The 26,315-nt window shown below is 61.2% G+C and carries 21 protein-coding genes; 16 read left to right on the top strand and 5 right to left on the bottom strand.

The annotated features are described in order from the left end of the window. Positions 1-128: 128 nt before the first annotated feature. Complete coding sequence (locus tag DSM100238_RS00360; protein WP_152354775.1) at positions 129-2,807, bottom strand: DNA gyrase/topoisomerase IV subunit A; 2,679 nt, start codon at positions 2,805-2,807, stop codon at positions 129-131. 87 nt (positions 2,808-2,894) lie between these two features. Between DSM100238_RS00360 and DSM100238_RS00355 the strand changes: the two genes are divergently transcribed. Beyond that, positions 2,895-4,112: an alkaline phosphatase family protein gene (locus tag DSM100238_RS00355; RefSeq protein ID WP_152354774.1), complete on the top strand. Its 1,218-nt coding sequence runs from the start codon at positions 2,895-2,897 to the stop codon at positions 4,110-4,112. Positions 4,113-4,145: 33 nt separating this feature from the next. Here the strand turns inward: DSM100238_RS00355 and sepH are convergent, their stop codons facing one another. Further along, a complete protein-coding gene (gene sepH, locus DSM100238_RS00350; RefSeq protein ID WP_152354773.1) occupies positions 4,146-5,270 on the bottom strand; it encodes a septation protein SepH in 1,125 nt (374 codons plus the stop codon). A gap of 160 nt (positions 5,271-5,430) precedes the next feature. Between sepH and DSM100238_RS00345 the strand changes: the two genes are divergently transcribed. The 5 genes from DSM100238_RS00345 (at position 5,431) to DSM100238_RS00325 (ending at position 11,925) form a co-directional block, all read left to right on the top strand. Then, complete coding sequence (locus tag DSM100238_RS00345) at positions 5,431-5,721, top strand: DUF4193 domain-containing protein (protein WP_015450273.1); 291 nt, start codon at positions 5,431-5,433, stop codon at positions 5,719-5,721. Next, a complete protein-coding gene (gene dut, locus DSM100238_RS00340; protein ID WP_152354772.1) occupies positions 5,721-6,200 on the top strand; it encodes a dUTP diphosphatase in 480 nt (159 codons plus the stop codon). Before DSM100238_RS00345 ends, dut begins: the two co-directional genes overlap by 1 nt. Before the next feature lie 221 nt (positions 6,201-6,421). Further along, a complete protein-coding gene (locus DSM100238_RS00335; RefSeq protein WP_152354950.1) occupies positions 6,422-8,713 on the top strand; it encodes a RelA/SpoT family protein in 2,292 nt (763 codons plus the stop codon). Between the two features lie 225 nt (positions 8,714-8,938). Continuing rightward, on the top strand, positions 8,939-9,703 hold the full coding sequence (locus DSM100238_RS00330) for an ABC transporter ATP-binding protein (RefSeq protein ID WP_205730657.1): 765 nt from the start codon (positions 8,939-8,941) through the stop codon (positions 9,701-9,703). Next, positions 9,700-11,925 (top strand): hypothetical protein, encoded by a 2,226-nt coding sequence (locus tag DSM100238_RS00325; protein WP_152354771.1) that lies wholly within the window; start codon positions 9,700-9,702, stop codon positions 11,923-11,925. The genes DSM100238_RS00330 and DSM100238_RS00325 overlap by 4 nt, the downstream gene beginning before the upstream one ends. 111 nt (positions 11,926-12,036) lie before the next feature. Here DSM100238_RS00325 and DSM100238_RS00320 read toward each other — a convergent pair whose 3' ends face one another. Both DSM100238_RS00320 and DSM100238_RS00315 read right to left on the bottom strand, forming a co-directional pair. After that, positions 12,037-12,576: a peptidylprolyl isomerase gene (locus DSM100238_RS00320; RefSeq protein WP_033505317.1), complete on the bottom strand. Its 540-nt coding sequence runs from the start codon at positions 12,574-12,576 to the stop codon at positions 12,037-12,039. Between the two features lie 75 nt (positions 12,577-12,651). After that, on the bottom strand, positions 12,652-13,476 hold the full coding sequence (locus tag DSM100238_RS00315) for a Cof-type HAD-IIB family hydrolase (protein ID WP_152354770.1): 825 nt from the start codon (positions 13,474-13,476) through the stop codon (positions 12,652-12,654). A 301-nt stretch (positions 13,477-13,777) separates the two neighbouring features. Here DSM100238_RS00315 and DSM100238_RS00310 point away from each other — a divergent pair, with 301 nt between their 5' ends. From DSM100238_RS00310 to pflA, 8 genes are all read left to right on the top strand, one after another. Beyond that, on the top strand, positions 13,778-14,767 hold the full coding sequence (locus tag DSM100238_RS00310; RefSeq protein WP_152354769.1) for a MetQ/NlpA family ABC transporter substrate-binding protein: 990 nt from the start codon (positions 13,778-13,780) through the stop codon (positions 14,765-14,767). A 105-nt stretch (positions 14,768-14,872) separates the two neighbouring features. Further along, the gene (locus DSM100238_RS00305; protein WP_152354768.1) at positions 14,873-16,009 is read left to right on the top strand and encodes a methionine ABC transporter ATP-binding protein; all 1,137 of its coding nucleotides are present in this window, start codon (positions 14,873-14,875) and stop codon (positions 16,007-16,009) included. After that, the gene (locus DSM100238_RS00300) at positions 16,006-16,713 is read left to right on the top strand and encodes a methionine ABC transporter permease (protein WP_152354767.1); all 708 of its coding nucleotides are present in this window, start codon (positions 16,006-16,008) and stop codon (positions 16,711-16,713) included. Before DSM100238_RS00305 ends, DSM100238_RS00300 begins: the two co-directional genes overlap by 4 nt. A 66-nt stretch (positions 16,714-16,779) precedes the next feature. Beyond that, the gene (locus DSM100238_RS00295; protein WP_152354948.1) at positions 16,780-17,931 is read left to right on the top strand and encodes a M20 metallopeptidase family protein; all 1,152 of its coding nucleotides are present in this window, start codon (positions 16,780-16,782) and stop codon (positions 17,929-17,931) included. Between the two features lie 45 nt (positions 17,932-17,976). After that, positions 17,977-19,674, top strand: a complete 1,698-nt coding sequence (locus DSM100238_RS00290; protein WP_152354766.1) for an NAD+ synthase — start codon at positions 17,977-17,979, stop codon at positions 19,672-19,674. Positions 19,675-19,697: 23 nt separating this feature from the next. After that, complete coding sequence (locus DSM100238_RS00285; RefSeq protein ID WP_152354765.1) at positions 19,698-19,886, top strand: hypothetical protein; 189 nt, start codon at positions 19,698-19,700, stop codon at positions 19,884-19,886. Between the two features lie 524 nt (positions 19,887-20,410). Continuing rightward, positions 20,411-22,786 (top strand): formate C-acetyltransferase, encoded by a 2,376-nt coding sequence (gene pflB, locus DSM100238_RS00280; RefSeq protein ID WP_152354764.1) that lies wholly within the window; start codon positions 20,411-20,413, stop codon positions 22,784-22,786. 134 nt (positions 22,787-22,920) lie between these two features. Continuing rightward, the gene (gene pflA / locus DSM100238_RS00275) at positions 22,921-23,841 is read left to right on the top strand and encodes a pyruvate formate-lyase-activating protein (RefSeq protein ID WP_376831211.1); all 921 of its coding nucleotides are present in this window, start codon (positions 22,921-22,923) and stop codon (positions 23,839-23,841) included. On the opposite strand, the gene DSM100238_RS09290 is transcribed toward pflA, so the two are convergent. Further along, positions 23,828-24,037 carry a hypothetical protein gene (locus DSM100238_RS09290; protein WP_167510947.1) on the bottom strand — a complete coding sequence of 70 codons (210 nt, stop codon included), beginning with the start codon at positions 24,035-24,037 and terminating at the stop codon, positions 23,828-23,830. The genes pflA and DSM100238_RS09290 overlap by 14 nt on opposite strands. On the opposite strand from DSM100238_RS09290, the gene DSM100238_RS00270 reads away from it, so the two are divergent. Both DSM100238_RS00270 and DSM100238_RS00265 read left to right on the top strand, forming a co-directional pair. After that, a complete protein-coding gene (locus DSM100238_RS00270; protein ID WP_167510946.1) occupies positions 24,036-24,797 on the top strand; it encodes a DUF3000 family protein in 762 nt (253 codons plus the stop codon). The two genes, DSM100238_RS09290 and DSM100238_RS00270, sit on opposite strands and share 2 nt — an antisense overlap. Before the next feature lie 140 nt (positions 24,798-24,937). Then, complete coding sequence (locus DSM100238_RS00265) at positions 24,938-26,266, top strand: HRDC domain-containing protein (protein WP_167510967.1); 1,329 nt, start codon at positions 24,938-24,940, stop codon at positions 26,264-26,266. Positions 26,267-26,315: the final 49 nt, after the last annotated feature.

The raw sequence follows: 26,315 nt of genomic DNA, 5'->3' as shown, positions 1-26,315 counted from the left end.
GTGTGAGCGTCGGCAGAAGCAGGGTGGTGACCTTCTGCCGACGCTGGAAGGCATCTCAGCGTCGGCAGAAGCAGAGGGGTGTGCGCGGGCTGCAATCTCCGCCCGTACACACCGGCGCACGCCAAGGCTCAGCCGGCAAAGGCGATCGGCGCGGCAAGTTCGACCCCCGAACCGTCGCGGCGCATATCCGGCTTCGGCAGCTCCACTGGAGTGCCGTGTTCCGTACTGGCGTGGAGTGGATACATGCCGACCCACGCGAACAGCAGCGCGTTCTGCCCCTTGAGGAAACGCTGCGACCTCACACCGCCGGTGCCGCGCCCCTTCGTCGGGTACATCTCCAACGGGGTGACCTTCGCTGCGCCGTTGTCGGTTCCGGGGAGCGCCTCGGCATCGCCTGCGACCGTCAACACCACAGCTCCGGACGCGGAGAACAGGCCGTTGTCACCTTCCTCATAGGTCCAAGCGATCTTACCGGCTTCAACGGCGTTGAACGCGACCACATGGCAGCCCTCGGCCAGCCTGATGCCGGCCATGCCGCCTGCCGTGCGTCCCTGTGGCCGGACATTGCCCGCCTCGTACGTCAGCAGCGACGCGTCGGAGGAAATGAACACCAGCCGGTCCTCGTCGGCTGCAGGAGCGGCGAACACCACGCTGTCCCCGTCCTTCAGATCGATGATGCCCCACGAGTCCATCGTGGTCGGCGATTCCCGATTCCACCGCTTGACCACGCCGTTGAGCGTACCGATTGCAAGCGGCGGTTGCCCATCGGACATCGACACCGCCGTCACGACGCGTTCCCCGATAACCGGATCAGTGCTTTCCGTCGAACGCAGCAGTTCCTCGGCATGAACACCGCCGGCGACGGACAGCGTACCCTGTGCGGGCAGGGCGGGCAGTTCCGCCACGTCGGCGAGTACGAGACGTCCCGCGGAGGTGACCAGGCCATAGCGCGACCTCGTCGTCGTGGCGAATACCGTGACGATCTGGTCGTCGGCTGCGCGGGTTCGTTCGTCTTCCGCACCGCCGGACGCATGGGATTTCCACACGTCGACGGCGCTCGCTGCGGTTCTGGCGATGAGACCGGAAGCGCTCATCATCACCGCGCACGGCGTATCATCCAGTTGCAGCGCGGCGGTCGCATCCTCCTCGTTGCCGGCCTTGCGGGCTGCAGCGGCAGCGGCGACATCTTCGGCTGCGGCGGACACCTGTGATGCCGCGTGAATGGCCTCCAACGCCGTGTCCTGCACCGCGTCATCGCTGCCGCCTTGTTGCGGGACAGGGGAGAGCGACCCGTCAGGATTGAGATCAAGCAACACCGTGCGCCTCGGCGACCCCCATTGGGCGACCGCCTGATCCATCTCCTCGACCACCACACGGTCAAGCTCCTCATCCGAACCGAGGATGCGCTCCAAATCCGCGATTTTGCGTTTGAGCTCGTCGCGTTCTGCCTCCAATTCGATCCTGCTCATCTTCGTCAGCCGGCGAAGCCGCAGATCAAGAATGTACTGCGCCTGCACTTCGTCAAGATCGAACACCGCCATCAGCCGTGTTTTCGCCTTGTCAGCGTCGTCGGAGGTGCGAATCACCTGGATGACCTCGTCGATATCCACCAGCGCGAGGAGAAGCCCGTCAACCAGATGGAGGCGTTCCAACGCCTTCTTGCGTCTGAATTCACTGCGGCGGCGAATCACATTGCGCCGGTGCGCGATCCACACCTCGAGCATCTCCTTGAGCCCCATAGTGTGCGGACGCCCGTCGACCAACGCGACATTGTTCATGGTGAAACTGTCTTCGAGCGGCGTGTGCTTGAACAGCTGCGCAAGCACGGCATTGGGATCGAACCCGGTTTTGATTTCGATGACCAGGCGCGTGCCATTGTGACGGTCCGTCAGATCGATGGCGCTGGAGATACCTTCGATGCGCCGGTTTTTCACGCCTTCCGAGATGCGTTCCAGCACACGCTCAGGGCCGACCATGAACGGCAGTTCCGTCACCACGATCGCTTTCTTGCGTGCGGTCACGTTCTCGATATGGGTCGCCGCGCGGGTGACGAATGCGCCACGCCCGGTCTCATACGCCTGCCGGATGCCGTCACGCCCGATGATAATGCCGCCGCCCGGCCAGTCAGGCCCCGGCACGTAGCGCATGAGCTCCTCAAGGGTGGCATCCGGGTGACGCATCAGATGCTTCGCCGCCTGGACGACCTCACCCAGGTTATGCGTCGCCATATTCGTCGCCATGCCGACGGCGATGCCGGAGGCGCCGTTGACCAGCAGATTCGGAATGGCGGACGGCAATACGGCCGGTTCCTTGAGCTTGTTGTCATAGTTCGGCGTGAAATCGACAGTGTCCTCGTCGATATCGGCGTTCATGCCGAGGGCGGCCGGCGCCAGTCTCGCCTCGGTGTATCGCGAAGCCGCAGGACCGTCATCGAGCGAACCGAAATTGCCGTGCCCGTCGACCAACGGCAGACGCATGGCGAACGGCTGGGCGAGACGCACCATAGCCTCGTAAATCGCGGAATCGCCGTGCGGGTGGAGCTTGCCCATCACTTCGCCGACCACACGAGCCGATTTCATGTACGGCCGATCCGGAGTCAGATTCATCTGCCCCATCTGGTAGATGATGCGGCGCTGCACGGGCTTCAAACCGTCACGGGCATCCGGGAGGGCACGCGCGTAAATCACCGAGTACGCGTATTCGAGGAAGGACTTGCTCATCTCGTCCTTCAACGGCGTTTCGACGATGTTCTCCTTGACCGAACGCGGATCGTACGACGGGCGTGCCGGTTTGCGGTGTGATGCCATGTGCTCTCCTTCACAGATAACCGGGCTATTCTACCCTCAAGCCCACCCAGCACGCCATGTTCGGGGCGCGGTGCTTCAATGGTGCGTATGAGTGTCGAAGTGCCGGATAGTGATGAATTACTGCGATTGATGTCCCCTGCCGTATACGGCGACGGTCGTGCGGCACGCGGCGGGGCGCTTCATCTGTCGTCGGTCCTGCCTGCGGTGTCCGACGCGATCGGCAGCCCCGTCACGACACGCGTCCACGCCGATCCGTCGGCGTTGCGCGAAGCCATGGGCATGCCGCGCGCATCGAGCGTCATCGTCGTGTTGGTGGACGGCCTGGGGTACTGGAATATCGCATCACGGATCGGCCATGCGCCGTATTTGCGCTCGCTGCTTGCCGACAGTGTGAACAGCAGGCCTATCAGCACGTGCTCGCCGTCCACGACGGTGGCCGCCATGGCGACGTTCGGAACCGGCACTTGCCCGGGGATGACCGGGATGACCGGCTATACGCAGCGCAATCCTGCGACCGGGCAGCTCTGTCAGCTCATCCAATTCCGTGACGCCCCGGACCCGTTGGATTTGCAACGTATGCCGACTGTGTTTGAGACGCTTGTCGGCCGTGGTGTGAGAGTGACCAGTGTCGGGCTGCCGAAATTCTCAAATTCCCCGCTGACCCGCGCGGCGTTGCGCGGACCGGATTATCACGGCAGTATCCGCCCGACCGACCGGATACGATTGGCCTGCGAGTCCGCACGGGAACCAGGATTGACATATTTGTACATCAGGGACACGGATAAGGTCGGGCACAATTACGGGTGGAATTCCGACCATTGGGTCGCGGCGTTCGAAAGCGTCGACGCGCAATTGCACATGGTGCGGCGGCGTGCGCCTCGGGGGACCCTTATCGTCATCACCGCCGATCACGGCATGATCGAAGTCGATCCCGATCAGCGTATCGATATCGCACTCCAGCCGGATCTCGCCCGCGGGGTGCGTCTGGTCGGCGGGGAACCGCGCGCGGTCATGCTGTACACGCAGGATGACGCCGATCCCGGCGAAGTCGCAGAACGCTGGCAGGGCATACTCGGGGAGCGCGCTGTGGTGCGTACGCGAGCGCAGGCCATTGCCGAGGGTATGTTCGGGCAGGTTGATGAGCGGGTCGAACCCATGATCGGCGATGTGCTCGTTCACGCCGCGGGGCGTGTGACCATCGTGGATTCGCGAACCCAAACCGATAAGGCGACGCGGTTGCCCAGCGTGCACGGTTCGCTCAGCATGGCGGAATCGGATATTCCGCTGCTGATGGACTTGGCGTGATCGACGGCTGGGTCCGCGGGGTGTGCCAACTGGTCAGTCGCCGAACAGGATTTCGTCCCAGCTGGGCATTTTTCTGCCCTTGCCGTGAGGCCGGCGCTGTGTTTTCGTGTCGTTCGGTTGATTCGTGGCGGAGGCTTGGGCTTGTGCGCCGGTGTCTGCAGTGAGTTTGCGTGTCGCGGCGTCATCGGCGTCCGGCATGGTTCGGGCGGCGGATTGCTTTGAAGATGTGTCCACATGCTGGACATGGTGCTGCTTCGGCGTGTCGTTTTGTGTGCGTGCGGGCTGAGGGGCCTGCGACGCCTGTGCGGTGCTCGTGCCTTGTGCCGTAGCCGGCGCGGGGACCGATACCGCGTGTTGCCGCTGTGCCGGAGCCGACGGACGCGGCACGGGTGCGGAAGATGACGGCAGCGGGGGTTTGTTGGCCGCCGCGCGCGCATCTGCGGGTGTCGTGGCATCCGCTTGCGGCGTCTTCCATGCCGAGACGGCACGTTCGATGCGCGCCGACCTGACCGAGTCGCCAGGGATGTTCAACGAGATAGGGAAGTTCGGCCCGTCTCCGTCGCCGTCATTGGCGCGGTTCTCGCCGATAAGCTTCTTGGCTGTTTCGTCCAGGCACACCATGGTGTTGTCGTGCATATCCCACGACCATGACGCGCTGACATGATTGCCCGCTGATTCAAACCGGGCGGTGATCTTCCACGGTTCCAGCCCTCGGCGTGTCGCGCTCCACTTGACTGATTCCATGCCGATTCCCGCAGCGGCGAGCGTTCGCTCGATCAGCTCGGATATCGTGCGTACGCGGGAATCCTTGGGGGCAGGCAGCATGAAGAACTGCTCAATCGCGTACTGTTTCTCGGTTTCCACCCCGCTGGAGAACCGTCTGATCAGGGTCTCGCTCAAGCCGTACCGCTGCGCGACTTGCTCAGGCTCCGCGCCGGCTCGAATCAGCGACTGGATCTGCGAAATCGGCAGGCTGGACGTCTGCGGAGCCTGCTGGTACCGCTGCTGTTCCGCCTTGAGCTGCTTGGCTTCGAGGATGGCGTGTTCCAGCGTGTCGTCCACAGTGACGCCGAAGAGCATGCCGCGCAGGGAGAACACGAGTTCCCCGTTGCGTCCGACATGGTCGAACTTGGCTTCCTGTATAGGATTTTCAGGCATGTGCGCACCACTTTCCTCGTCTTTGGGAACATCTCCTACACTACCCCGGAAAACACCGGCTTCGTGTCGTATTTTACGATGTTTCGGAAACGTGTATCCTATGCGGGGTACAGGTCATGTATTCTATGGCGCGTAACACATAACTCATGAGGAGGATGCGATGGCCCAGGACTATGATTCCCCACGCGGCAAAGACGAGGATGAGGAGTCTCTCCAGGAGCTCGGCAAGAGCACGCAGAACACGTCGAACGAAGACGATGACGAGAACGCCATCGCCGAGGACTACGAGCTGCCGGGCGCTGATTTGAGCAATGAGGACGCTTCGGTGACCGTCATTCCGATGCAGGGCGATGAATTCATCTGCTCCGAATGCTTCCTTGTCAAGCACCGCAGCCAGCTCGCCTACACGGACGAGGACGGCCAGCCGGTGTGCAAGGAGTGCGCGGCCTGATGGCGGTCGACGAAGGGTATGTCGAGCCGGAAACCACCGAGGTGCTGGTCAAATACCTGCGCCAGCCGTACCCCGACACGCTCAGATACGCGCATGCCGGCGACGCCGGAGCCGATCTGACTGCCGCCGAGGACGTCACCCTGCGCCCGTTCGAGCGCGCCTTGGTGCCCACCGGGATCGCGATCGCGCTGCCCGCCGGGTATGTCGCGCTGGTCCACCCGCGCTCCGGGCTCGCGGTCAAGCAGGGGGTCACCGTGCTCAACGCACCTGGCACGATTGATGCGGGATATCGCGGCGAAATCAAAGTGCCGCTGATCAATCTCGATCCCGAGCACACGGTGTCGTTCCACGCGGGGGACCGCATCGCGCAGATGGTCATCCAGCGGTATGTCGAGGCGAGATTCGTGCCCGCGCAACGGCTGCCCGGCTCCGATCGCGCGGAACGAGGATTCGGATCCACAGGGGTGTCCGGTTCCTGACGTACGTGTCAAAGTGGTACTATCCGTGGTACAGCGGGCTTGTATGCCGTCTGACGGCAGGCGCACGCGTTCAGGGAGGTGGAGCGATGACTGAGTTCAACGAATCGCATAAGGGCGAGGACACCGAGTCTCGGCAGACACCGGGCGTGCCCGGCGGTGTTTCGGCTGAGCGGCGCGCGTCAGGTCAAACGCCGCAGGATGAGGATTTCGCCTCAGCGCACATGCTGGGGTGCGAAATCAGCACTGATCCGCTCGATCCGCTGCAGCCCATCCTGCGCATGTGCCAGTCCCACCATCCGGATGAAGATATGGACATCCTTGAGCGTGCCTATCGGCGTGCCGTCGTCCAGCATTGCACGCAGCGGCGCAAATCCGGCGAACCGTACATCATCCACCCGCTGTCGGTCGCACAGATTCTCGCCGATCTCGGCATGGGGCCAATCGTGGTCGCAGCCGGGCTGCTCCACGACACGGTCGAAGACACCGACTACACGCTCGCGCAATGCCGTGCCGAATTCGGCGACACGGTCACCGGACTTGTGGACGGCGTGACCAAACTTTCCAAGATGGAGTACGGCGATTCCGCCCAGGCCGAGACAATCCGCAAGATGGTGGTCGCGATGAGCCGCGATGTGCGCGTGCTTGTCGTCAAACTCGCCGACCGCGTGCACAATGCCCGCACATGGCGTTACGTCAAGCCGGCGAACGCGCAACGCAAGGCGCGCGAAACGCTGGATGTTTACGCACCGCTCGCCAACAGGCTGGGCATGAATGCCATCAAAACCGAGTTGGAGGAGCTGAGCTTCAAGGTCCTCTACCCGAAGATCTACAACGAAATCGTCGTGCTCGTGGCAAGGCGGGCCGGCCAGCGCGATGTCTACCTCAAGCAGATCATCGCCGAGATCAATGACGACCTCGATGATCTGAATATCAAGGCGACGGTTACCGGGCGCCCGAAAGACTACTTCTCCATCTACCAGAAGATGATCGTGCGCGGGCATGATTTCTCGAACATCTACGATCTGGTGGGCGTGCGGATCATCGTCGACACGATCCAGGACTGCTATGCGGCGCTCGGCGCCGTGCATGCGCGATGGAACCCGGTTCCCGGAAGGTTCAAAGATTACATCGCCATGCCGAAGCTCAACATGTACCAGAGCCTGCACACCACGGTGGTCGGTCCCGGCGGCAAGCCCGTCGAGATTCAGATCCGCACGTGGGATATGCACCGTCGGGCGGAGTTCGGCATCGCCGCACACTGGAAGTACAAGGCCAACGGTCAGGCCGGCCGTGCGTTGAGCGACCCGGACAAGGATGACCGCAAGCGTGAGGACGGCAAGGACCTTGACGAGGCGGACAACCTCAAGTGGATCCAGCAGCTGGCCGACTGGACCAGCGAAACGCCGGATTCCAACGAGTTCCTCGGCTCGCTCAAGGAGGATCTCGGTGCCTCCGAAGTCTACGTGTTCACGCCGAAAGGCAAGATCGTCTCCCTGCCGGCGGACGCCACGCCGGTTGATTTCGCATACGCCGTGCACACCGAGGTCGGTCACCGTACCATGGGCGCCCGCGTCAATGGCAGGCTCGTCCCGCTCGACACGAAGCTCGAAAGCGGCGACACTGTCGAAGTGCTCACTTCCAAGTCTGACACCGCCGGCCCGTCACGTGACTGGCTGAGCTTCGTGAAAAGCCCGAAGGCGCGTAACAAGATCCGCCAATGGTTCAGCAAGGAACGTCGCACCGAGGCGATCGAGGAAGGCAAGGACGAGCTGACGCGCGCGATGCGCAAGCGCAACCTGCCGATTTCCACGCTGCTGACCCCGGAGGCGCTGGTCGGCGTGGCCGAAGAACTCAACTTCCCGAACCCCGATGCCGTGTATGCGGCGATCGGCAACGGTCAGATCTCCACGCAGAACGTGATCGCCCGCTTGGTCAAGGACGCCGGCCCCTCCGAAGTCAACGAGGAGGTCGAACAGGAAGTCCTGCCGCTGCGACAGGTGGAACGCAGCAAGAAGCATTCGAACTCGATCGGCGTGGCGGTCAAAGGCGTGGACGACGTGTGGGTGAAGCTCGCACGCTGCTGCACACCGGTGCCCGGGGACGACATCATCGGCTTCATCACCCGCAACCAGGGTGTCTCCGTGCATCGCACGGACTGCCAGAACATGCTTGATTTGCAGAAGCACCAGCCTGAGCGCGTGATTCCGGTGGAGTGGACCAGCACCAAGGGCCTGTTCATGGTCAAGATTCAGGTTGAGGCGTTGGATCGCCCTCATCTGCTGTCCGATGTGACACGCGTGCTGTCCGACCATGGGGTGAATATCATTTCCGGCTCGATCTCCACGGGATCCGACCGCGTGGCCACCAGCCAGTTCTCCTTCGAAATGGCCGAGCCACAGCACCTCAACACGCTGCTGGCAGCGGTGCGCAAGATCGATGGCGTCTTCGACGTCTACCGCATCACCGGTGCGAAGGATTCCGCCGAGCCTCGTCTGCGCCGCATGCAGGAGTAATCCGGCAGCGGTCGGGTTATGCGGCCGTCGACGATTGGTACCTGGCAGCGTTTCCGTGTGACGACACGCATACTGGAACGACACGCCAAACGACACGCCCTGTGATTTCCCTCACATTCCATCCCTGATGATGTACTGTGAGTCTCATCAGGGATGCATGGGTGCTCTCAGCACGATTGTGGTGCAGTGGTGCCGATGCAATGCATATGAGGAAGGGAAACCGTCATGACAACGATGCCGTCCGCGCAAGGCGCAGCACAAGTCGCGGAACACTCAAGCGGGCACGCGCCCGATGATATCTCGGGGCCACTGCTGGGTTGTACGGTGCAGGTCACGGATCTGTGCAAGACATTCGGCAAGAGAACCTTATGGCAGGGACTCGGATTCGACTTGCATGCGGGTGATATGGTCGCGCTGGTCGGCCCTTCTGGATGCGGCAAATCGACGTTGCTCAACTGCCTAGGGTTGCTTGAACGGCCTTCCTCGGGCACGCTGCTTATCGACGGGTCGGACGTGGCATCGATGAACGAACGGGCCAAGCGCCTGTTCCGCAAGAACCGCCTCGGATACCTGTTCCAGGATTACGCGTTGATTGACAATGCGAATGTCATGGATAATCTCAGCGTTGCATGGGGCGGCCTGCCGCGCAACCGCCGTGTCGCCGCCGCGCACGAGGCGTTGGAATACGTTGGATTGCCTGGACGGGACGCTGATGTGGTGTATCGGATGTCAGGCGGCGAACAGCAGCGTGTCGCACTCGCTCGTCTTATGGTTAAACGTCCGGGATTGGTGCTCGCCGATGAGCCGACCGGAGCGCTCGACAAAGCGAATGCACACATGGTGGTCGACGGGTTGCGCCATATGGCCAGTCAAGGCGCCACCGTCGTGATCGCCACCCATTCGGATGCGGTCGCACAAGCCTGTGACCGCACGATTGATTTGTCTGCGCATCACGGGGATGGCGGCGACGAGTCAGGGGAAGAACAGTGAACAACCGTTTGTTTTCGATGACGATCGCTTTTGCCGTATTGTTCTCCGTGATATTCAGCTTCATGCTGGTCGCCCAGGAGGATACGGCGCCGGCGATCGCCCATTACGATGATGTCTACTTGGAGATCGTCGCGGCGGGTTCCTTGGATAGCACCCCGGGGGCGGAAGAAGAGCCGGTTGGCATGCTCAAGCCGTTCGCCCAGTCCTTGGCCTCGCAGGATGCAGACCATGTGTCTGCAGCCCAGGCGATTGACACGATGTCAAGAATCGCAAAGGACAACGGCGTCACGCTCGTGTTGACTGTCCCTGACGCCAAAAGGCCGCATACCGGGCGCATCGCATACGTTTCCACATACCCGGGTTCCCTCGGGGAGACATGGTTGCGCGATGGATATCCGGACGTTCTGCCGCGACTTATGACCACACGAGTCAAACCCGTCTCGGACAGCGGGCGGCTCGGAGTCGGCGGCAGCTATGCGCTGGTGGGAGGCAACAGCGCTTCGCGTTCGAAGGCGGCGCATCAACTCGTATCCAAGCTTCCTGCCATGGGCTACAGCATAACTGCATGGCGGATGAATATAGCCAGAACATTCTTGAACCTGCCTGAACAACTATGCATCGCCGCGTTGTTGTCTTTGCTGTTGTGTGCGTTGCTGGCGTTGCTGTTCGCGATGCTCAATGCGAAAGGCTACGCCGTGTACCAGTTGCATGGCTATGCGCGCCGACAAATCTGGGTACGCGATGTGCGAGCGAATCTGCGCGCTTCGCTCTTAGCCGGGGTTGGCATCATCGTCCTGGCTGCATGCACATATGCCGCAATCGATGGCTTCGCACAATGGCAGCGGATGCTCAGGGCGTTCGCCGTGGTGTTGGCGGTGTTCCTGCTGGTCATCGCGCTCTTCCATGTCGGGGGCATGCGGCTGGCCACCTTACAGCCGGTGCTTTCCGGGTTGAAAGGCCATATTCCGGTCGGCCGGGCCACGCTTGACATGTACGTGATACGGGTTCCCGCAGCATTGGTGTCGATGGCGACCGTCAGTGCGCTGATGACCGCAGGCGTGAGTGTCGGCCAGGCGCGGCAACGGCTCGCCTATTGGGGCGACAACGGCTCGGTGGCGTATGTCGAAGGGTTCCGTGGCTCGGCCACTGATGCCGACATGGGCGCCTACCTGCAATGGGTGGCGCACGAGAACCAAGCCGGCAAGGTGATCCGGGCGTACAAGACACGATTGTCGGACATTCGCGACGACACGTCATCCACGTCCGCCGTATCAGGGAACGTGCTCATTGTGAACACGGCATACCTTCGTCGCAACGTCATCAAGGACTCGTCCGGCACTCGCATCCGAGCAGTCCCCGACGGCAAGGTGCTGCTGGTCATCCCCCAGGAGCGCAGCGGCGATGCGGACGCGATCGGCCAGATTGTCTCCGCATATGTCCACGAGCAATGGGCCCAGACCCAGCTGATTCACAAGTATGGTTGGCAAGAGTATCTGGAACACGAGCAGGACACCGAGTTCAACGATGCTCCAGGGCCGGGCATTGAAACGGTCACCGGCTTGAAGGGGCAGGCGGCGTTCGACTACCGGTTCACCCAGAATTCGAACGCCGATGATATCGCGGATGTCGGCCATGCGCAGACCGGGACGATTATCATCGGCATCGATCCCTCGTCGGACGTTGATAATCTCTTCGATTACAGCACTGAATCGATGAGCCTGTTCTTCAGCGACCCCGATCAGGCGTGGAAAGAACTCAAACAAGCCGGATTGGACACGGCGATAACGGCGATGAGCACTCCCGCAAAGCTTACGCTGAATGAAATCGCCGAAGCGCAGCGCTCGCTGTACCAAGCAGTAGCCTCGTTCATCCTCGGTGTGTTGGTCCTGGTCATGTCGGGCGTCGCATTAGCACGCACGCATGTGCGCGGGCGGGCACAGGAAGTGTTCGCTCGGTATATCCATGGGTGGGCGTTCATCCGTATCCATGCGCCACTGGTCATCACCGAGACCGTACTGTTCGGGGCGATCATGCTCAACGGGATTCACCGGTACGTGCAGCTGCTGCAATACTATGACCCGGTGTCGCGCACCTATGATTTCAACCCTGCCGTGAGCATGGTCGAAGTCGTAGTCATCTGCGTGATCAGCGTGGTCGTGTGCATGGCCGTGACCACGCATGACACGAAGATGCTGTGCGAACGGCATGCCCGGGCGGAATAACGCCCCGGCAAGGCCTGAGGATAGTGAAGCCCCCGCCGGATCCGGCAGGGGCTTCACTGGTTGCGCGCCTCACGTGTTGATACGTGTTGATACGCGAATGAGCGATCAGGCTTACTTCACGACTTCCACTGACGTGATGCCGACCGGCTCCAGCGGGGCGTCGGAACGGTCCGTCGCCACGGCGTCGAGCTTGTCGACGACCGCCTTCGAAGCGTCATCGGCGACCTCGCCGAAAATGGTGTGATGCCCGTTGAGCCACGGCGTCGGGACCGTGGTGATGAAGAACTGCGAACCGTTGGTGCCGTGCGGCTGGCCGTCGCGACCGCGACGCAGGCCGGCATTCGCCATGGCCAGCAGATACGGGCGGTCGAAGACCAGATCGGGGACGATCTCATCATCGAACTCGTAGCCCGGGCCGCCGGTGCCGTTACCGATCGGGCAGCCGCCCTGGATCATGAAATCCTTGATGATGCGGTGGAAGGTCAGCCCGTCGTAGAACGGGTCATGCTTCTCCTCGCCGGTGAACGGGTCGCGCCACGCCTGCTCGCCGGTGGCGAGACCGAGGAAGTTCGCCACGGTGTTCGGAGTCTGGTCGTCGAAAAGATTGAGGGTGATATCGCCCTCGGTGGTATGCATGATAACTGTGGTCATACCTCCATCGTCTCATAGCGAGGGGACGGGGAGACCCGTGATGCTCCTCACGCTATGGGAGGTCGGCGCTTGCCGTCACAGGATGCCGAAATGCTGCAAGGCGTGCAGGATGCCGTCATGATCCACGTCATCGGTCACATAATCCGCCGCCCGTTTCGCATCATCGGTCGCATTGCCCATCGCCACGCCGAGCCCCGCATAGGCGAGCATCGTCGCATCGTTGCCGCCGTCGCCGAACGCGATCGTCTGCTCGCGGGTGAAGCCGTAATGGTCGCAGAACCGCTGGATGCCGCGCGGTTTGCCGCCGTCCGCGGGAATCAGATCCGTGAACGAAGGATGCCAACGCACCCCCGTGGTGTGCCGGCACAACGCCGTCAGCTCTCGTTCGGCCTCAGGTGTGATATACGGGCTGATTTGGTAGGTCACATGCCGTGGAATGCGCACATGCGGGTCGTCGACGAACACCTTGGGCGCCGTTTTGCCCAGCTGCCGCCACGTGTCGCGCATCGTGTCGGTGATCTGGTTGAAATACACGTAGTCGCGCTCGCAGAAATTCGCCACGATGTCCGGGTGGGCGTCCAGCCAGGATACGATGGTGCGGATGTCGTCCGGGTCGAGTGATTCGCTTTGCGTGAATCCTGCGTCATCGAAGCAATACTGGCCGTTGAGCGCGACGATGCCGTCGAAATGCACCGGGATCGTGTCCAGCACGACCTGCATATGCGAAGGGGCGCGCCCAGAGCAGATGAACACGCGGATGCCGCGATCCTGAAGCGCATGCAACGCGTCGATGGTCGATTGCGGCACGATATGCGTGACGAAACTGGTCAGTGTGCCGTCGATATCGAAGAACGCGGCTTTCATGCGCGCCGCCGCTTCGGAGGATAGTTGGAAAGTCATGTCGGTGTCGCTCCTTGTCGCTGTACGCCACCAGTGTACGCGGGACACCCGCCCGCGCACGGGATGCCCGAAACGGGGGAGTGCGCTGCTTTGCGTTCCGGAAGCGTCTGGTCGCACACCAGGAAAACCTTGAATCCTCGCCGTTTCGTCGCAAGCTATAACGAACACGAATAAGGCAATTCGCATAAAACCGGCTGAACAACGCCAAACGGCGGCTATGGTGTTGGATACAGCAAGCCGGATCAATCCGGCGGCACATGCATCGCGGTGCACCGCACCGCACAAGAGAGAGGAAACAACCATGGCACAAGCGTCTTCCGAGCACAACCAGCCGACAGCGCCACTGTCCGATCCGCAGGAGCCGGTCCGCGTCAACCACACCGGCCGCAATATCGTCATCGCCGTCATCGTCATCGCGCTCATCGCGGTCGCGGTGTTCTTCGGTGTCCGTGCGGTCAAGGGCAGCAACGATTCGGCTGCCAAAGGCTCCAAGTCCAACCCGGTGAAGATCGGCGTGGTCGGCGCGACCGACCCGCAGTGGGTGGAATTCCAGAAGGAAGCCGAAGCGGCCGGCATCTACGTGAAGATCATTGATTTCCAGGACTACACGTCAGAGAACCCGGCGCTTGACTCCGGCGACCTTGACCTCAACGAGTTCCAGCACCTGCTCTACCTGGCGAACTACAACGTGAAGAACAACAAGGACCTGCAGCCGATCGGCGGCACTGCGATCTTCCCGCTGGGCGTCTACTCCACCAAGGTCAAGAGCATCGACGACATCCAGGCCGGGCAGACGGTCGCCATCCCGAACGACGAAACCAACCAGGCGCGCGCCATCGGCGTGCTTAAGTCCGCTGGGCTGGTGACGCTCAAGGGCAAGTGGACCGCATTCGCCACCCCGAACGACATCGACACCGCCAAATCCAAGGTGAAGGTCACCCCGCTGAAGGCCGAGCAGGTCGCCAACTCGCTCAAGGACCCGCAGGTCGTCGCCGGTGTGATCAACAACGACTACGTCGCGGACGCAGGACTCAAAGCCAAGGACGCCATCTACCAGGATGACGCCGAAAGCGAGGAGGCCCGCCCGTACATCAACGCCTTCGTCGCCCGCAAGGCGGATGTGAACAACGAGACCTACCTCAAGCTCGTGAAGATCGCCCAGTCGAAGAAGGTGTTCGACAAGCTCAACGCCCAGTCCGACGGCACCGCCGTCTCGGCGAGCAAGTTCACCGCCAAGCAGCTGCAAAGCTACCTGGCGACCATCGAGAAGGAAGCCAAGGCGCAGCAGTGACTTCGCCGATGGCATCATCGCGATTATCCTGAAGCTATAGGCCCGGTGCCAGGCGAAAGCTTGGGCCGGGCCTATAGCAGTGGAAGGCATACCAAGGAGGCAACGATGGCAGAACCAGTCATCACCTTCGACCATGTGGTCAAGGAGTACCGCCGTCGTGCAAGCGGCGGGCAGGAACACGGGACGACCCGCGCGGTCGATGATGTCAGTCTCGAAATCGATGCGGGGGACATCTACGGCATCATCGGATATTCAGGGGCAGGCAAATCCACGCTCGTGCGCATGGTCAACGCGTTGGAACGCCCCACATCCGGGTCGGTCACCGTGCTCGGTACGCGTGTGGACCAGCTCAGCGAGTCGAAGCTGCGCCCTATCCGTCAGAAAATCGGCATGATCTTCCAACAATTCAACCTGTTCTCCACCAAAACGGTCGCCCAGAACATCGCCTACCCGCTGCAACTCGACCATTGGCGCAAAGATTATCAGGACAAGCGCGTGGACGAGCTGCTTGACTTCGTCGGGCTGCGCGAGCACAAAGACAAGTACCCCTCCCAGCTGTCCGGCGGGCAGAAGCAGCGTGTGGGCATCGCACGGGCGCTCGCCACGAATCCGAAAATCCTGCTGGCCGATGAGGCGACCAGCGCGCTCGACCCCGAAACCACGGCGGAAGTGCTCGCCTTGCTCAAACGAGTTAACGAGCAGCTTGGCGTCACCATCGTGCTCATCACCCATCAGATGAACGTCGTCCAGCAGATCGCCCACAAAGTGGCGGTGATGAGCTCAGGGCGAATCGTGGAGCGCGGCGATGTCTATGACGTGTTCGCCGCCCCGCAGCGCAATGTGACACGCCGGTTCATCGCGACCGCGTTGTCAGGGCTGCCGGACGCCTCCCATGTCGCAAAACTGCATGAGGAATGGGAGGGAAGGCTCGTCAGCGTGCTGGTGCGGCAGAAGGATATCCCAGCCGCCGACGGACGCCCCGCGGTCAAGGCATCGGGACAGAACATTTCCGACCTCATCGCCCAATACGGCATCCACAGCGGGCTGGTCTACGGTGGCATGGACACGGTGGGCGGTTCGGCAGTCGGCGCGATCACCTACGTATTCGACGATACGAACCCGCGGTTCGATGACTTCCTGAAGGCGTTGCGTGAAGACAGCGACGTGATTGATTTCGGCACCGCAAGCCGCCCTGTGGCATACGACCAGGCGGTCGCAAGGGATGAAGGAGAGGCACGATGAACGCATGGACGATTGACGCTGCGACGAGTCTCGCCAGCAAATCCGATTGGACGGTTTTGAAACCGCTGCTGTTGCAATCCGTGGCACAAACCTTGGAGATGGTGCTTGTCACCCTGCTGATCGGCGGATTTCTGGGGCTTGTCCTTGGTGTGATCCTGTATGGCACACGCCCCGGCAACCTGTTCGAGAACAGCGTGGTGTATCACATCCTGGACGTGATCGTGAACATCATCCGGCCGATTCCGTTCATCATCTTCCTCGCCGCGATGCAGCCGCTGACCATCAAGGTGGTCGGCACGTCCATCGGCACGGCCGCCGCCATCTTCCCGATGGTCGTCATGTGCACCTTCGCCACGTCACGACTGGTCGAACAGAACCTCGTACCCGTCGATCCCGGTGTGATCGAAGCGGCACGGGCGATGGGCGCCTCGAAATTCACCATCATCCGCGCCGTGCTCATCCCCGAAGCCCTCGGCCCGCTGATTCTCGCGTACGCGTTCCTGTTCATCGGCGTGCTCGACATGTCCGCGATGGCAGGGTACATCGGCGGCGGCGGCCTAGGTAATTTCGCCATCGCATACGGCTACCAGAAGTTCGACCAGACAGTCACCTGGTCTGCGGTGGTCATCATGATTGTCTTGGTACAGGTCGTTCAGGCGATCGCCAATGCGCTCGCCAAGCATGTGCTCAAACGCCAGCGTTGATCGCTACGAGACGCGGAAGGATTCACGATCAGGGGAGGAACCATGGCATTGCACAGTGATGAACCGATGAAAGAGCAGATAGAGCTCACTGATGATCTGGTCGCGATCAGACGTCATCTGCATGAGACACCGGAATTGAGTTTCAAGGAAGTCAACACCACCACATTCTTGGCGAACAAACTGCGTTCGCTGGGGGTCGAAGTGCTGGACACGTCGCTGAGCACCGGAGTGATCGGCTTGATTGAAGGCGAGTACGGCGGTCCCCGTGTCGGTCTGCGCGCCGATATCGACGGCTTGCCGGTCACCGAGGAAAGCGGCGTGGAGTTCGCCTCACGCAATCCGGGCGTCATGCACGCCTGCGGGCATGACATCCACATGACCAGCCTGCTTGGGGCGGTCGAATGGTTCGCCTCCCACCGCGACCGGATCAACGGCAGCCTGAAAATCGTGTTCCAACCCGCCGAGGAGACCGGACGTGGCGCGAAATCCGTCGTCGATTCCGGCGCAGTGGACGATCTCGACGCGATGATCGGCACGCACAACAACCCGGACTATACGCCGGGCCAGCTGGCAGTCGGTGTCGAGCCGATGATGGCCGGATGCGTGAAATTCTACGTCGACCTGCACGCCGAAGGCACGCATGCCGGATACCCGCATCTGGGCACCGGTCCGCTGGAAGCGATGGCGTCGATGATCCTGTCCTTGCAGACCATCGTCAGCCGCAATGCGACGCCGTTCCACCCGCTGGTCGTTTCCGTGACGGAAGTCCACGGCGGCGACGTGTGGAATGTCGTGCCAGCGAAAGCCGGATTCCTCGGAACCGTCCGTTATTTCTACAAGGAGGACTCCCAGCTTGCCGAACGCCGGATGCGCGCAATCGTGGAACACACCGCCGCCGCGTACGGCATCAGCGCCGATTTCCGCTGGGATGATTTCCAGGACCCGCTGGTCTCCGACTCGTATCTGGCGAAAGCCGTCGCCAAGGACGTGCCGAACTATGCGGATCTGCAGCCGATCCACCCGTCCATGGCAGGGGAGGATTTCGTCGAGTTCAGCAAGGTCTGCCCGGTGGCCTTCGCCTTCGTCGGCTCGAACGGCGGTCCGGATCATCACGGCCTGCACAGCCCGAAGTTCATCGCCAAGGACGCAGCTGTCAAGACGGGCGCCGAGTTCTATATCAACGCCGCGTTGCGCGTGCTCGACGAAGTCGCGTTCTGATCCACAGGACATCTCGTTGTGCCATACCCTCATTATGCTGGGGGTATGGCACAGATTCGCATAGCACTCGCACAGATCGACACCTGCGTCGGCGACCTTGAAGGCAACGCCGAGAAGACACTGGAGTACGCGCACCGCGCGGCAAGGCAGCATGCACAGGTGGTCGTATTCCCGGAAATGACCTTGACCGGGTACCCGATCGAGGATCTCGCACTCAGACGCACCTTCCGCAAAGCCGCGTGGGACAAGGCGAACTGGCTTGCCACAGAACTCGAAGCCGACGGATTGGGCGATGTGTATGTGGTTGTCGGCACGGTCGGCACCGACCATGCGTCCGACAAACCACGCAACCGGCTCGTCGTGCTGCACAACGGCGTGGTCTGGGCGGGCTACGACAAGCATTTCCTGCCCAACTACGGCGTGTTCGACGAGTTCCGTATCTTCTCTCCGGGTGATCATTCGACCATTGTCGAAGTCGATGGCGTGCGGCTCGGATTCGCCATTTGCGAAGACATCTGGCAGGACGGAGGCCCGGTCGCCGAGCTTGCCGGCCGTGGCATCGACGTGCTGGTCACCATGAACGGTTCGCCGTACGAGGAAGGCAAGACCCACACGCGTTTCGATCTGGCCGTCCGGCGCGCGAAGGAAGTCTCAGCTCCTGTGGTGTACGTCAATCAGGTCGGCGGGCAGGACGATCTGGTCTTCGATGGCGGCAGTTTCACGGTTGATGCCGACGGCACGCTGCTGCAGCGCTCGCCCATGTTCGTCGAAGACCTCGGCCTGTTCGATTTCGACACTGACGCCGAACACCAGACGGCAGGAGTCATCGCCGCGGCGCCGGACAAAGATGAGGAAGTCTACACCGCCTGCGTGCTCGGGCTCAAGGATTACATGCGCAAGAACCATTTCAGCGGCGTGTGCCTCGGCCTGTCGGGAGGCATCGATTCCGCGCTTGTGGCCGCCATGGCAGCGGACGCTTGCGGCGGGTCCAACGTGTGGGGAATTTCGATGCCGAGCATGTACTCGTCGGACGGTTCAAAGGACGATGCCGCCGACCTCGCGGCGAATATCGGCGCGCATTATGACATCCAGCCCATCGAACCGCTGTTCGTCGCCTATCAGAACCAGTTGCATCTGGAAGGCGTGGCCGCTGAGAATCTCCAGGCCCGCATCCGAGGCGTCATCGTCATGGCGTATTCCAACTCGAAAGGTGTGCTCGCGCTTGCCACAGGTAACAAGTCCGAGCTCGCCTGTGGATATTCGACCATTTACGGCGATGCCGTCGGCGGGTACGCGCCCATTAAGGATCTGCTCAAAACCCGCGTATGGGAGCTCGCCCGGTGGCGCAACGAGGCTTGCGCGCACGGCATGGGTGTCGGCGGCCTGCATATTGTCGGCAATGAATCAGGCCAGCACGGCAAACCCGCCCCGGACGATACCATCATCCCGGTCAACTCGATTACGAAGGCGCCGAGTGCCGAATTGCGCCCCGGCCAGAAGGATTCCGATTCCCTGCCTGAATACGCGCTGCTCGACCAGGTGCTTGCCGAATACATCGAACATGCGCATGGTCGTGCCGATCTGCTGGCTGACGGCTTCGACGAGAAAACCGTCGATACCGTGATGCGCTTGGTGGACCGCGCCGAATGGAAGCGCCGTCAATACCCGCTCGGGCCGAAAGTCACCGCGCTCGCCTTCGGCCGTGACCGTCGTCTCCCGGTGACAAGTGCGTTCCGCGAGTAAGCTACGCGTACTGGGAGGGACATATGGCTGACAAACAGTGGTATTTCAATATGGTCACCGGGCAACCTGAATACGGGATGATTTCGCCTGATTCACAGCGCATGGGACCGTACAAAACCCGGCAGGATGCGCTCGATGCGTGGAAGATCGTCAAGGAACGCAACGCCACATGGAACGAGCAGGACCGGCAGTGGAAACGGTGGGGCAAGTAGCTGCTGCTGCGGTTGCCGCGGATTGGTGCTGCCGCGTTGCTGTTATTCCCTGTGCTCCCTGCTTCTGCCGACGCTGAGTGCTCCGGCAGTGTCGGCAGAAGGTTGTGATCCTGTTTCTGCCGACGCTGAGGCCGGCGTGAGTGTCGGTGGAAGGTTGTGATTCTGCCTTTGCCGACGCTTATCGCTCTGTCAGTGTCGGTGGTGGGTTGTGGTTTTGCTTCTGCCGACGCTGAGACTGCCCTCAGTGTCGGCAGAACTTTTTGTCTCTCGTCGAAGGCTTGAATTCGGGATGTACTGGGATGCCGGCCTGGGATGGGCTCGGCATTCGATCCGCAAGCAAGGCGTCACCGCTTCGACGCACATCACCCTTCGTCTGATCGCACCCATGCGTAGGACAGCACCACTCTGCGCGATTGTGATATATGTCACGTCTGCGCCCGACACGACGTCATCATCATGGCACTACAATAGAACCCGAACGCAACGTAACGGTGCGTTGCGCCGACTGACACCAAGGAGTGGATATGACAGCAGTTGACCAGACCGCCCTCTCCCAAGAGGAACTTGAAGCCAAGGCATGGAACGGCTTCAATGGCGGACATTGGCAGCAGGACATCGATGTTCGCGACTTCATCCAGAAGAACTACACCCCGTACGAGGGCGACGAGTCCTTCCTCGCTGATGCCACAGACAAGACCAAGCACATGTGGAAGTACCTTGACGACAACTACCTCGCCGTCGAGCGCCGCCAGCGTGTCTATGACGTGGACACCCACACCCCGGCGGACATTGATGCGTTCCCGGCTGGTTACATCGAAAGCCCTGATGTCGACAACGTGGTGGTCGGTCTGCAGACCGATGAGCCCTGCAAGCGCGCGATGATGCCGAACGGCGGCTGGCGTATGGTCGAGCAGGCCATCAAGGAAGCCGGCAAGGAGCCGGATCCGGAAGTCAAGAAGATTTTCACCAAGTACCGCAAGACCCACAATGACGGCGTATTCGGCGTGTATACGAAGAATATCAAGATCGCCCGTCACAACAAGATCCTCACCGGCCTGCCGGACGCCTACGGCCGTGGCCGCATCATCGGCGACTACCGTCGTGTCGCCCTCTACGGCGTCAACACGCTGATCAAGCTCAAGCAGCGCGACAAGGATTCCGTGCCGTACCGCAATGATTTCACCGAGCCGGAGATCGAGCACTGGATCCGCTTCCGTGAGGAGCATGACGACCAGATCAAGGCGCTCAAGAAGCTGATCAATCTCGGCAACGAGTATGGCCTCGACCTGTCCCGCCCGGCGCAGACCGCACAGGAAGCCGTCCAGTGGACGTACATGGGCTATCTTGCCGCTGTCAAGAGCCAAGACGGCGCCGCCATGAGCTTCGGTCGCAACTCGGCGTTCTTCGATATCTACATCGAGCGTGACCTCAAGAACGGCACTCTCGACGAGCAGGGCGCCCAGGAGCTGATCGACCAGATCGTCATGAAGCTGCGCATCGTGCGCTTCCTGCGCACCAAGGCCTACGACCAGATCTTCTCCGGCGACCCGTACTGGGCGACTTGGTCCGACGCCGGCTTCGGCGATGACGGCCGTTGCATGGTCACCAAGACCTCCTTCCGTCTGCTCAACACGCTGACGCTTGAACATTTGGGACCGGGCCCTGAACCGAATATCACGATTTTCTGGGATCCGAAGCTGCCTGAAGCCTACAAGCGCTTCTGCGCCCGCATCTCCATCGACACCTCGGCCATTCAGTACGAATCCGACAAGGAAATTCGCTCCCATTGGGGTGACGACGCCGCGATCGCATGCTGCGTGTCCCCGATGCGTGTCGGCAAGCAGATGCAGTTCTTCGCGGCGCGAGTCAACTCCGCAAAGGCCCTGCTGTACGCGATCAACGGCGGCCGCGACGAGATGACCGGCATGCAGGTCATCGAAAAGGGCGTCATCGACCCGATTAAGCCCGAAGCTGACGGCTCACTCGACTTCGAAAAGGTCAAGACCAACTACGAGAAGGCTCTCGAATGGCTGTCCGAGACATACGTAGAAGCGCTGAACATCATCCATTACATGCATGACAAGTACGCGTACGAGGCCATCGAGATGGCTCTGCACGACAAGGAGGTCTACCGCACCCTCGGCTGCGGCATGTCCGGCCTGTCGATCGCCGCTGACTCGCTGTCCGCGCTCAAGTACGCGAAGGTGTACCCGGTCTACAACAAGGATGCGAAGGACACTCCGGGCCATGAGCAGGAGTACGTCGAAGGCGCTGACGACGATCTGGTGGTCGGCTACCGCACTGAAGGCGAATTCCCGATTTACGGCAACGACGATGATCGCGCCGATGACCTCGCCAAGTGGGTTGTCTCCACGGTCATGGGGCAGGTCAAGCGTCTGCCGGTTTACCGTGGCGCCGTTCCGACCCAGTCGATCCTGACCATCACCTCCAATGTGGAGTACGGCAAGAACACCGGTTCCTTCCCGTCCGGCCACAAGAAGGGCACGCCGTACGCCCCGGGCGCCAACCCGGAGAACGGCATGGATTCGCACGGCATGCTCCCGTCGATGTTCTCGGTCGGCAAGATCGATTACAACGACGCGCTCGACGGCATTTCGCTGACCAACACCATCACGCCGGAAGGCTTGGGACGTGACGAGGACGAGCGTATCAACAACCTCGTCGGCATCCTCGACGCCGGCAATGGCCACGGCCTCTACCACGCGAATATCAACGTCCTGCGCAAGGAACAGCTTGAAGATGCTGTCGAGCATCCTGAGAAGTACCCGCATCTGACCGTGCGTGTTTCCGGCTACGCGGTGAACTTCGTCAAGCTCACCCGTGAGCAGCAGCTCGACGTGATTTCGCGCACCTTCCATCAGGGCGCGGTCGTCGACTGACCTGTCGCCCCTAGGGCGACGCAGGCGGGCGTGCGGCATAGACGCATGTACCGCATGACTGGGGGCGGGCCGTAAGGTTCCGCCCCCAGCTGTTTCCATATGCAGCATACGGTTGCATGAGAAGGAGGACAATGATGTCATCGACAGGTACGCCATCGGCCGTGCGGCCAGCAGCCGCCGATTCCCAAGGGTTCCATACGACCACGCCGCATATGCTCAAATCGTCCAAACAGTATGCGAGCCAAACCCTGATGGGAGGATTGTCCGGTTTTGAGTCACCGATCGGCTTGGACCGGCGTGACCGCATCGCGGCGCTTCATTCGGGCGATATCGGCTTCGTGCATTCGTGGGATATCAACACTTCCGTCGACGGCCCGGGCACTCGCATGACGGTGTTCATGAGCGGATGCCCGTTGCGCTGCCAGTACTGCCAGAATCCTGATACGTGGAAGATGCGCGACGGCCAACCGGTTTATCTGGAGGCGATGATCAAGAAAATCGACCGCTATCAGGATCTGTTCAAGGCAACAGGCGGCGGCATCACCTTCTCCGGCGGCGAATCCATGATGCAGCCGGCTTTCGTGTCCCGGGTGTTCCGCGCTGCCAAGGAGATGGGCGTGCACACCTGCCTTGACACTTCTGGCTTCCTCAACCGTAATTACACCGACGAGATGATCGATGATATCGACCTGTGTCTGCTGGATGTCAAGTCCGGCGACGAGGAAACCTACCATCGGGTGACCGGCGGCGTACTGGCGCCGACCATCGAATTCGGCCAGCGGCTTGCCGTGGCAGGCAAGAAAATCTGGGTACGGTTCGTGTTGGTGCCGGGACTTACCGATGACCCGCAGAACGTGGAGAATGTGGCGCGTATTTGCGAGACGTTCGGCGAAGCAGTTGAGCATATCGATGTGTTGCCGTTCCATCAGCTTGGACGTCCGAAGTGGCACGAATTGCGCATTCCGTACCCGCTCGAGGATGCCAAGGGGCCGAATGCGGCGCTCAGGGCACGCGTGGCCAAGCAATTCGAGGATCACGGGTTCAAGGTGTACTGACGGTTTGGCTGCCGGGCAGCGGATTCGTCAAGTCATGGTCGTCAAGCCAGGTCGGAGCGCCGGATTGGCCGCAACCGGATGGAACACAATCGTGGCGTGCCCGCCTGCCTTTGGTCATGGCTGCTGAAGACCAGATGGTGTATGCGGGGTGTCGTTTTCCGTAATCTTCATGGATGCGCCCTAACCTTGTAACCATGGCACAGATTTTCTCATTCCCGGGAGGTCTTTCCGGGCAAGGTCGTGCCGGCCGCGCAGCCCGGTCGGATGCTCGGCGTCCGCCCCAACGCCCGGACGGCATTCCCGACCAAGTGTGGGAAGCGGTGCTGTCCATCTCTGGCATCCCGCAGATTCCCGGCGTTCAATGGCATGAGGTGCCGGTGCCGCATTCCATAGCGGATTACGGTATCGGCGTAGGTATTGTATGTGTTGCAGACAGCTCTGCGCCTGTCGTCGATCGCAAAGATTCGTGGTTGTCTGCCGATATGCGCTGCGAGCATTCCCATGCCTGTGCGGACAGCGGATCGCAGGATATGGGTGATGTTGCGTACGGCTTGGGATTGCACCGCTTGGCTGAAGACACAGCGTGGGGCTGGATCACGTTGTTGTATTTCGACGATCCTCCACGAGGATGGACATCGCATTGGCGTTGTGTGGGATTCTGCCGCGTACCGATCAACCACTGGGAGGACGGCTTCGGCGAGCGCCGCACTTCCCGGTGCTGGAACGCGATCAGCGGACGGCTGATCGATGCGGGTGTGGATGCCGATTCGATCGCCGGTACGGTTACGGTCAGTCATGATACGTCGTTCGGTATGGCGGACAGTGAGGTGCCGTCGCGGTTCGAATTGCGCGTGTCGTGGACGCCTCCGGCAAGATCGGGCACTTCACGGGATACGGTCGATGCCGGGTTCCAGGTGTCCATGTGGTCGAGACTATTGATGGACGGATTGCGGTAGCGTCGGTTCGGGACTTGTGCATTGCGGTCAACGGTGACGGTACTATGTCGTATCGGCGTGTGGGTGGAGCCCGGATGCCGGGACATGTGACGACAAGGAGAGCAGGCGCAGTGAGCGTTCGACCGACGGATACCACAGGGGTGGGCGGCCTATCAGGGGGAGCGGCTGGCGGTAACGACCCACGGTTCCACGGTGAGCCGCATCTGTTGGCGGAACCGAGAGCCGGAGTACCTGACATTATCGATACGCTGGATGGCTTCCAGCGGTACTGTGAGTTGTTGTCTCAAGGAGTGGGGCCGTTGGGCGCCGATGCGGAGCGCGCTTCGGGGTACCGCTATGGGCATGAGGACTGGTTGGTCCAGTTCAAACGCGAAGGTGCGGGGATTGGCTTGCTCGATCCGGTGGCTTTGGCTGCGCAGGGCGCCGACTGGTCGCAATTCAACGATGCGGTTGGGGACGCAACATGGATTATCCATGATTCCTTGCAGGATTTGACGGGATTCTATGACATCGGTCTGCGGCCTCGACGCTTGTTTGACACGGAAATCGCCGCGCGGCTGTTGGGGTTGCACCGGTTCGGCCTGTCGGCGGTGACGGAATACTATCTTGGCATGACGTTGGCGAAGGAACATTCCGCAGCGGACTGGTCTTACCGTCCATTGCCGCGGGATTGGCGCAATTATGCCGCTCTTGATGTCGAGTTGCTTGCCGAGCTGATGGATCATATGTCTCGCGATCTTGTCCGGCAAGGCAAGGACGAGTGGGCGCGGGAGGAATTCGCCTACGCCCTGCGCGAAGGGCTGCAGCCGCGCAAACCGCATCCGGTGCCTTGGCTGCGCATTTCGCATATCAACGTGCTCAGCCATGACCGGCTTGGTCAGGCGGTGGCAAAAGCCTTGTGGGAGCAGCGGGACCGGCTCGCCCGGCAGTACGATATCGAGCCGGCGCTGCTGTTGTCTGACGCCGCCATCATCGAGGCGGCACGCAAGAAGCCGCATAACAATCGGGAGTTCAGGGCGATCCGTTCGTTGAACGTGCGGGTGCGCATCCATACGGGCAGCGAGCAGGACAAGATGTTCGAACGGTATGCGCCGATTCAGCGGTCCGTCAAGCCTTCATTGTGGAAGACTACGATTCAGCAGGCGCTCGACCTGCCTCAAGACCAGTGGCCTACCATGCCGCAGCCCCAGCATGATGCGCAGACCAACGCTCCGCGGTCCATGAAATATTGGCAGACGCACCACCCTCATCGCTATGAGACGCTTCAGAACGTTCGCCGTGTCATCGCGCAGATTGCCGAGGACACACACACGCCGGCTGATGTCATCATCAAACCGCAGATTGTGCGCAACCTGTGTTGGACGGATCACCCTGAGTGCCGGGACGTTGCGGGCTTCTTCACCGAACAGGGCGCGCGTGACTGGCAGGTGCGGCTGCTTGCAGCGTCCGTAAGTCGCGTTATCATGTAACGGTTGCCTTATACGGCAGAAGAATGCATACTCGTCAATCAGGAGTGCA

Source organism: Bifidobacterium apri (assembly GCF_009299485.1).
Lineage (GTDB): Bacteria > Actinomycetota > Actinomycetes > Actinomycetales > Bifidobacteriaceae > Bifidobacterium > Bifidobacterium apri.
Note: the sequence above shows the minus strand (reverse complement) of the source record. Positions and strands in the feature narration are given on the sequence as shown.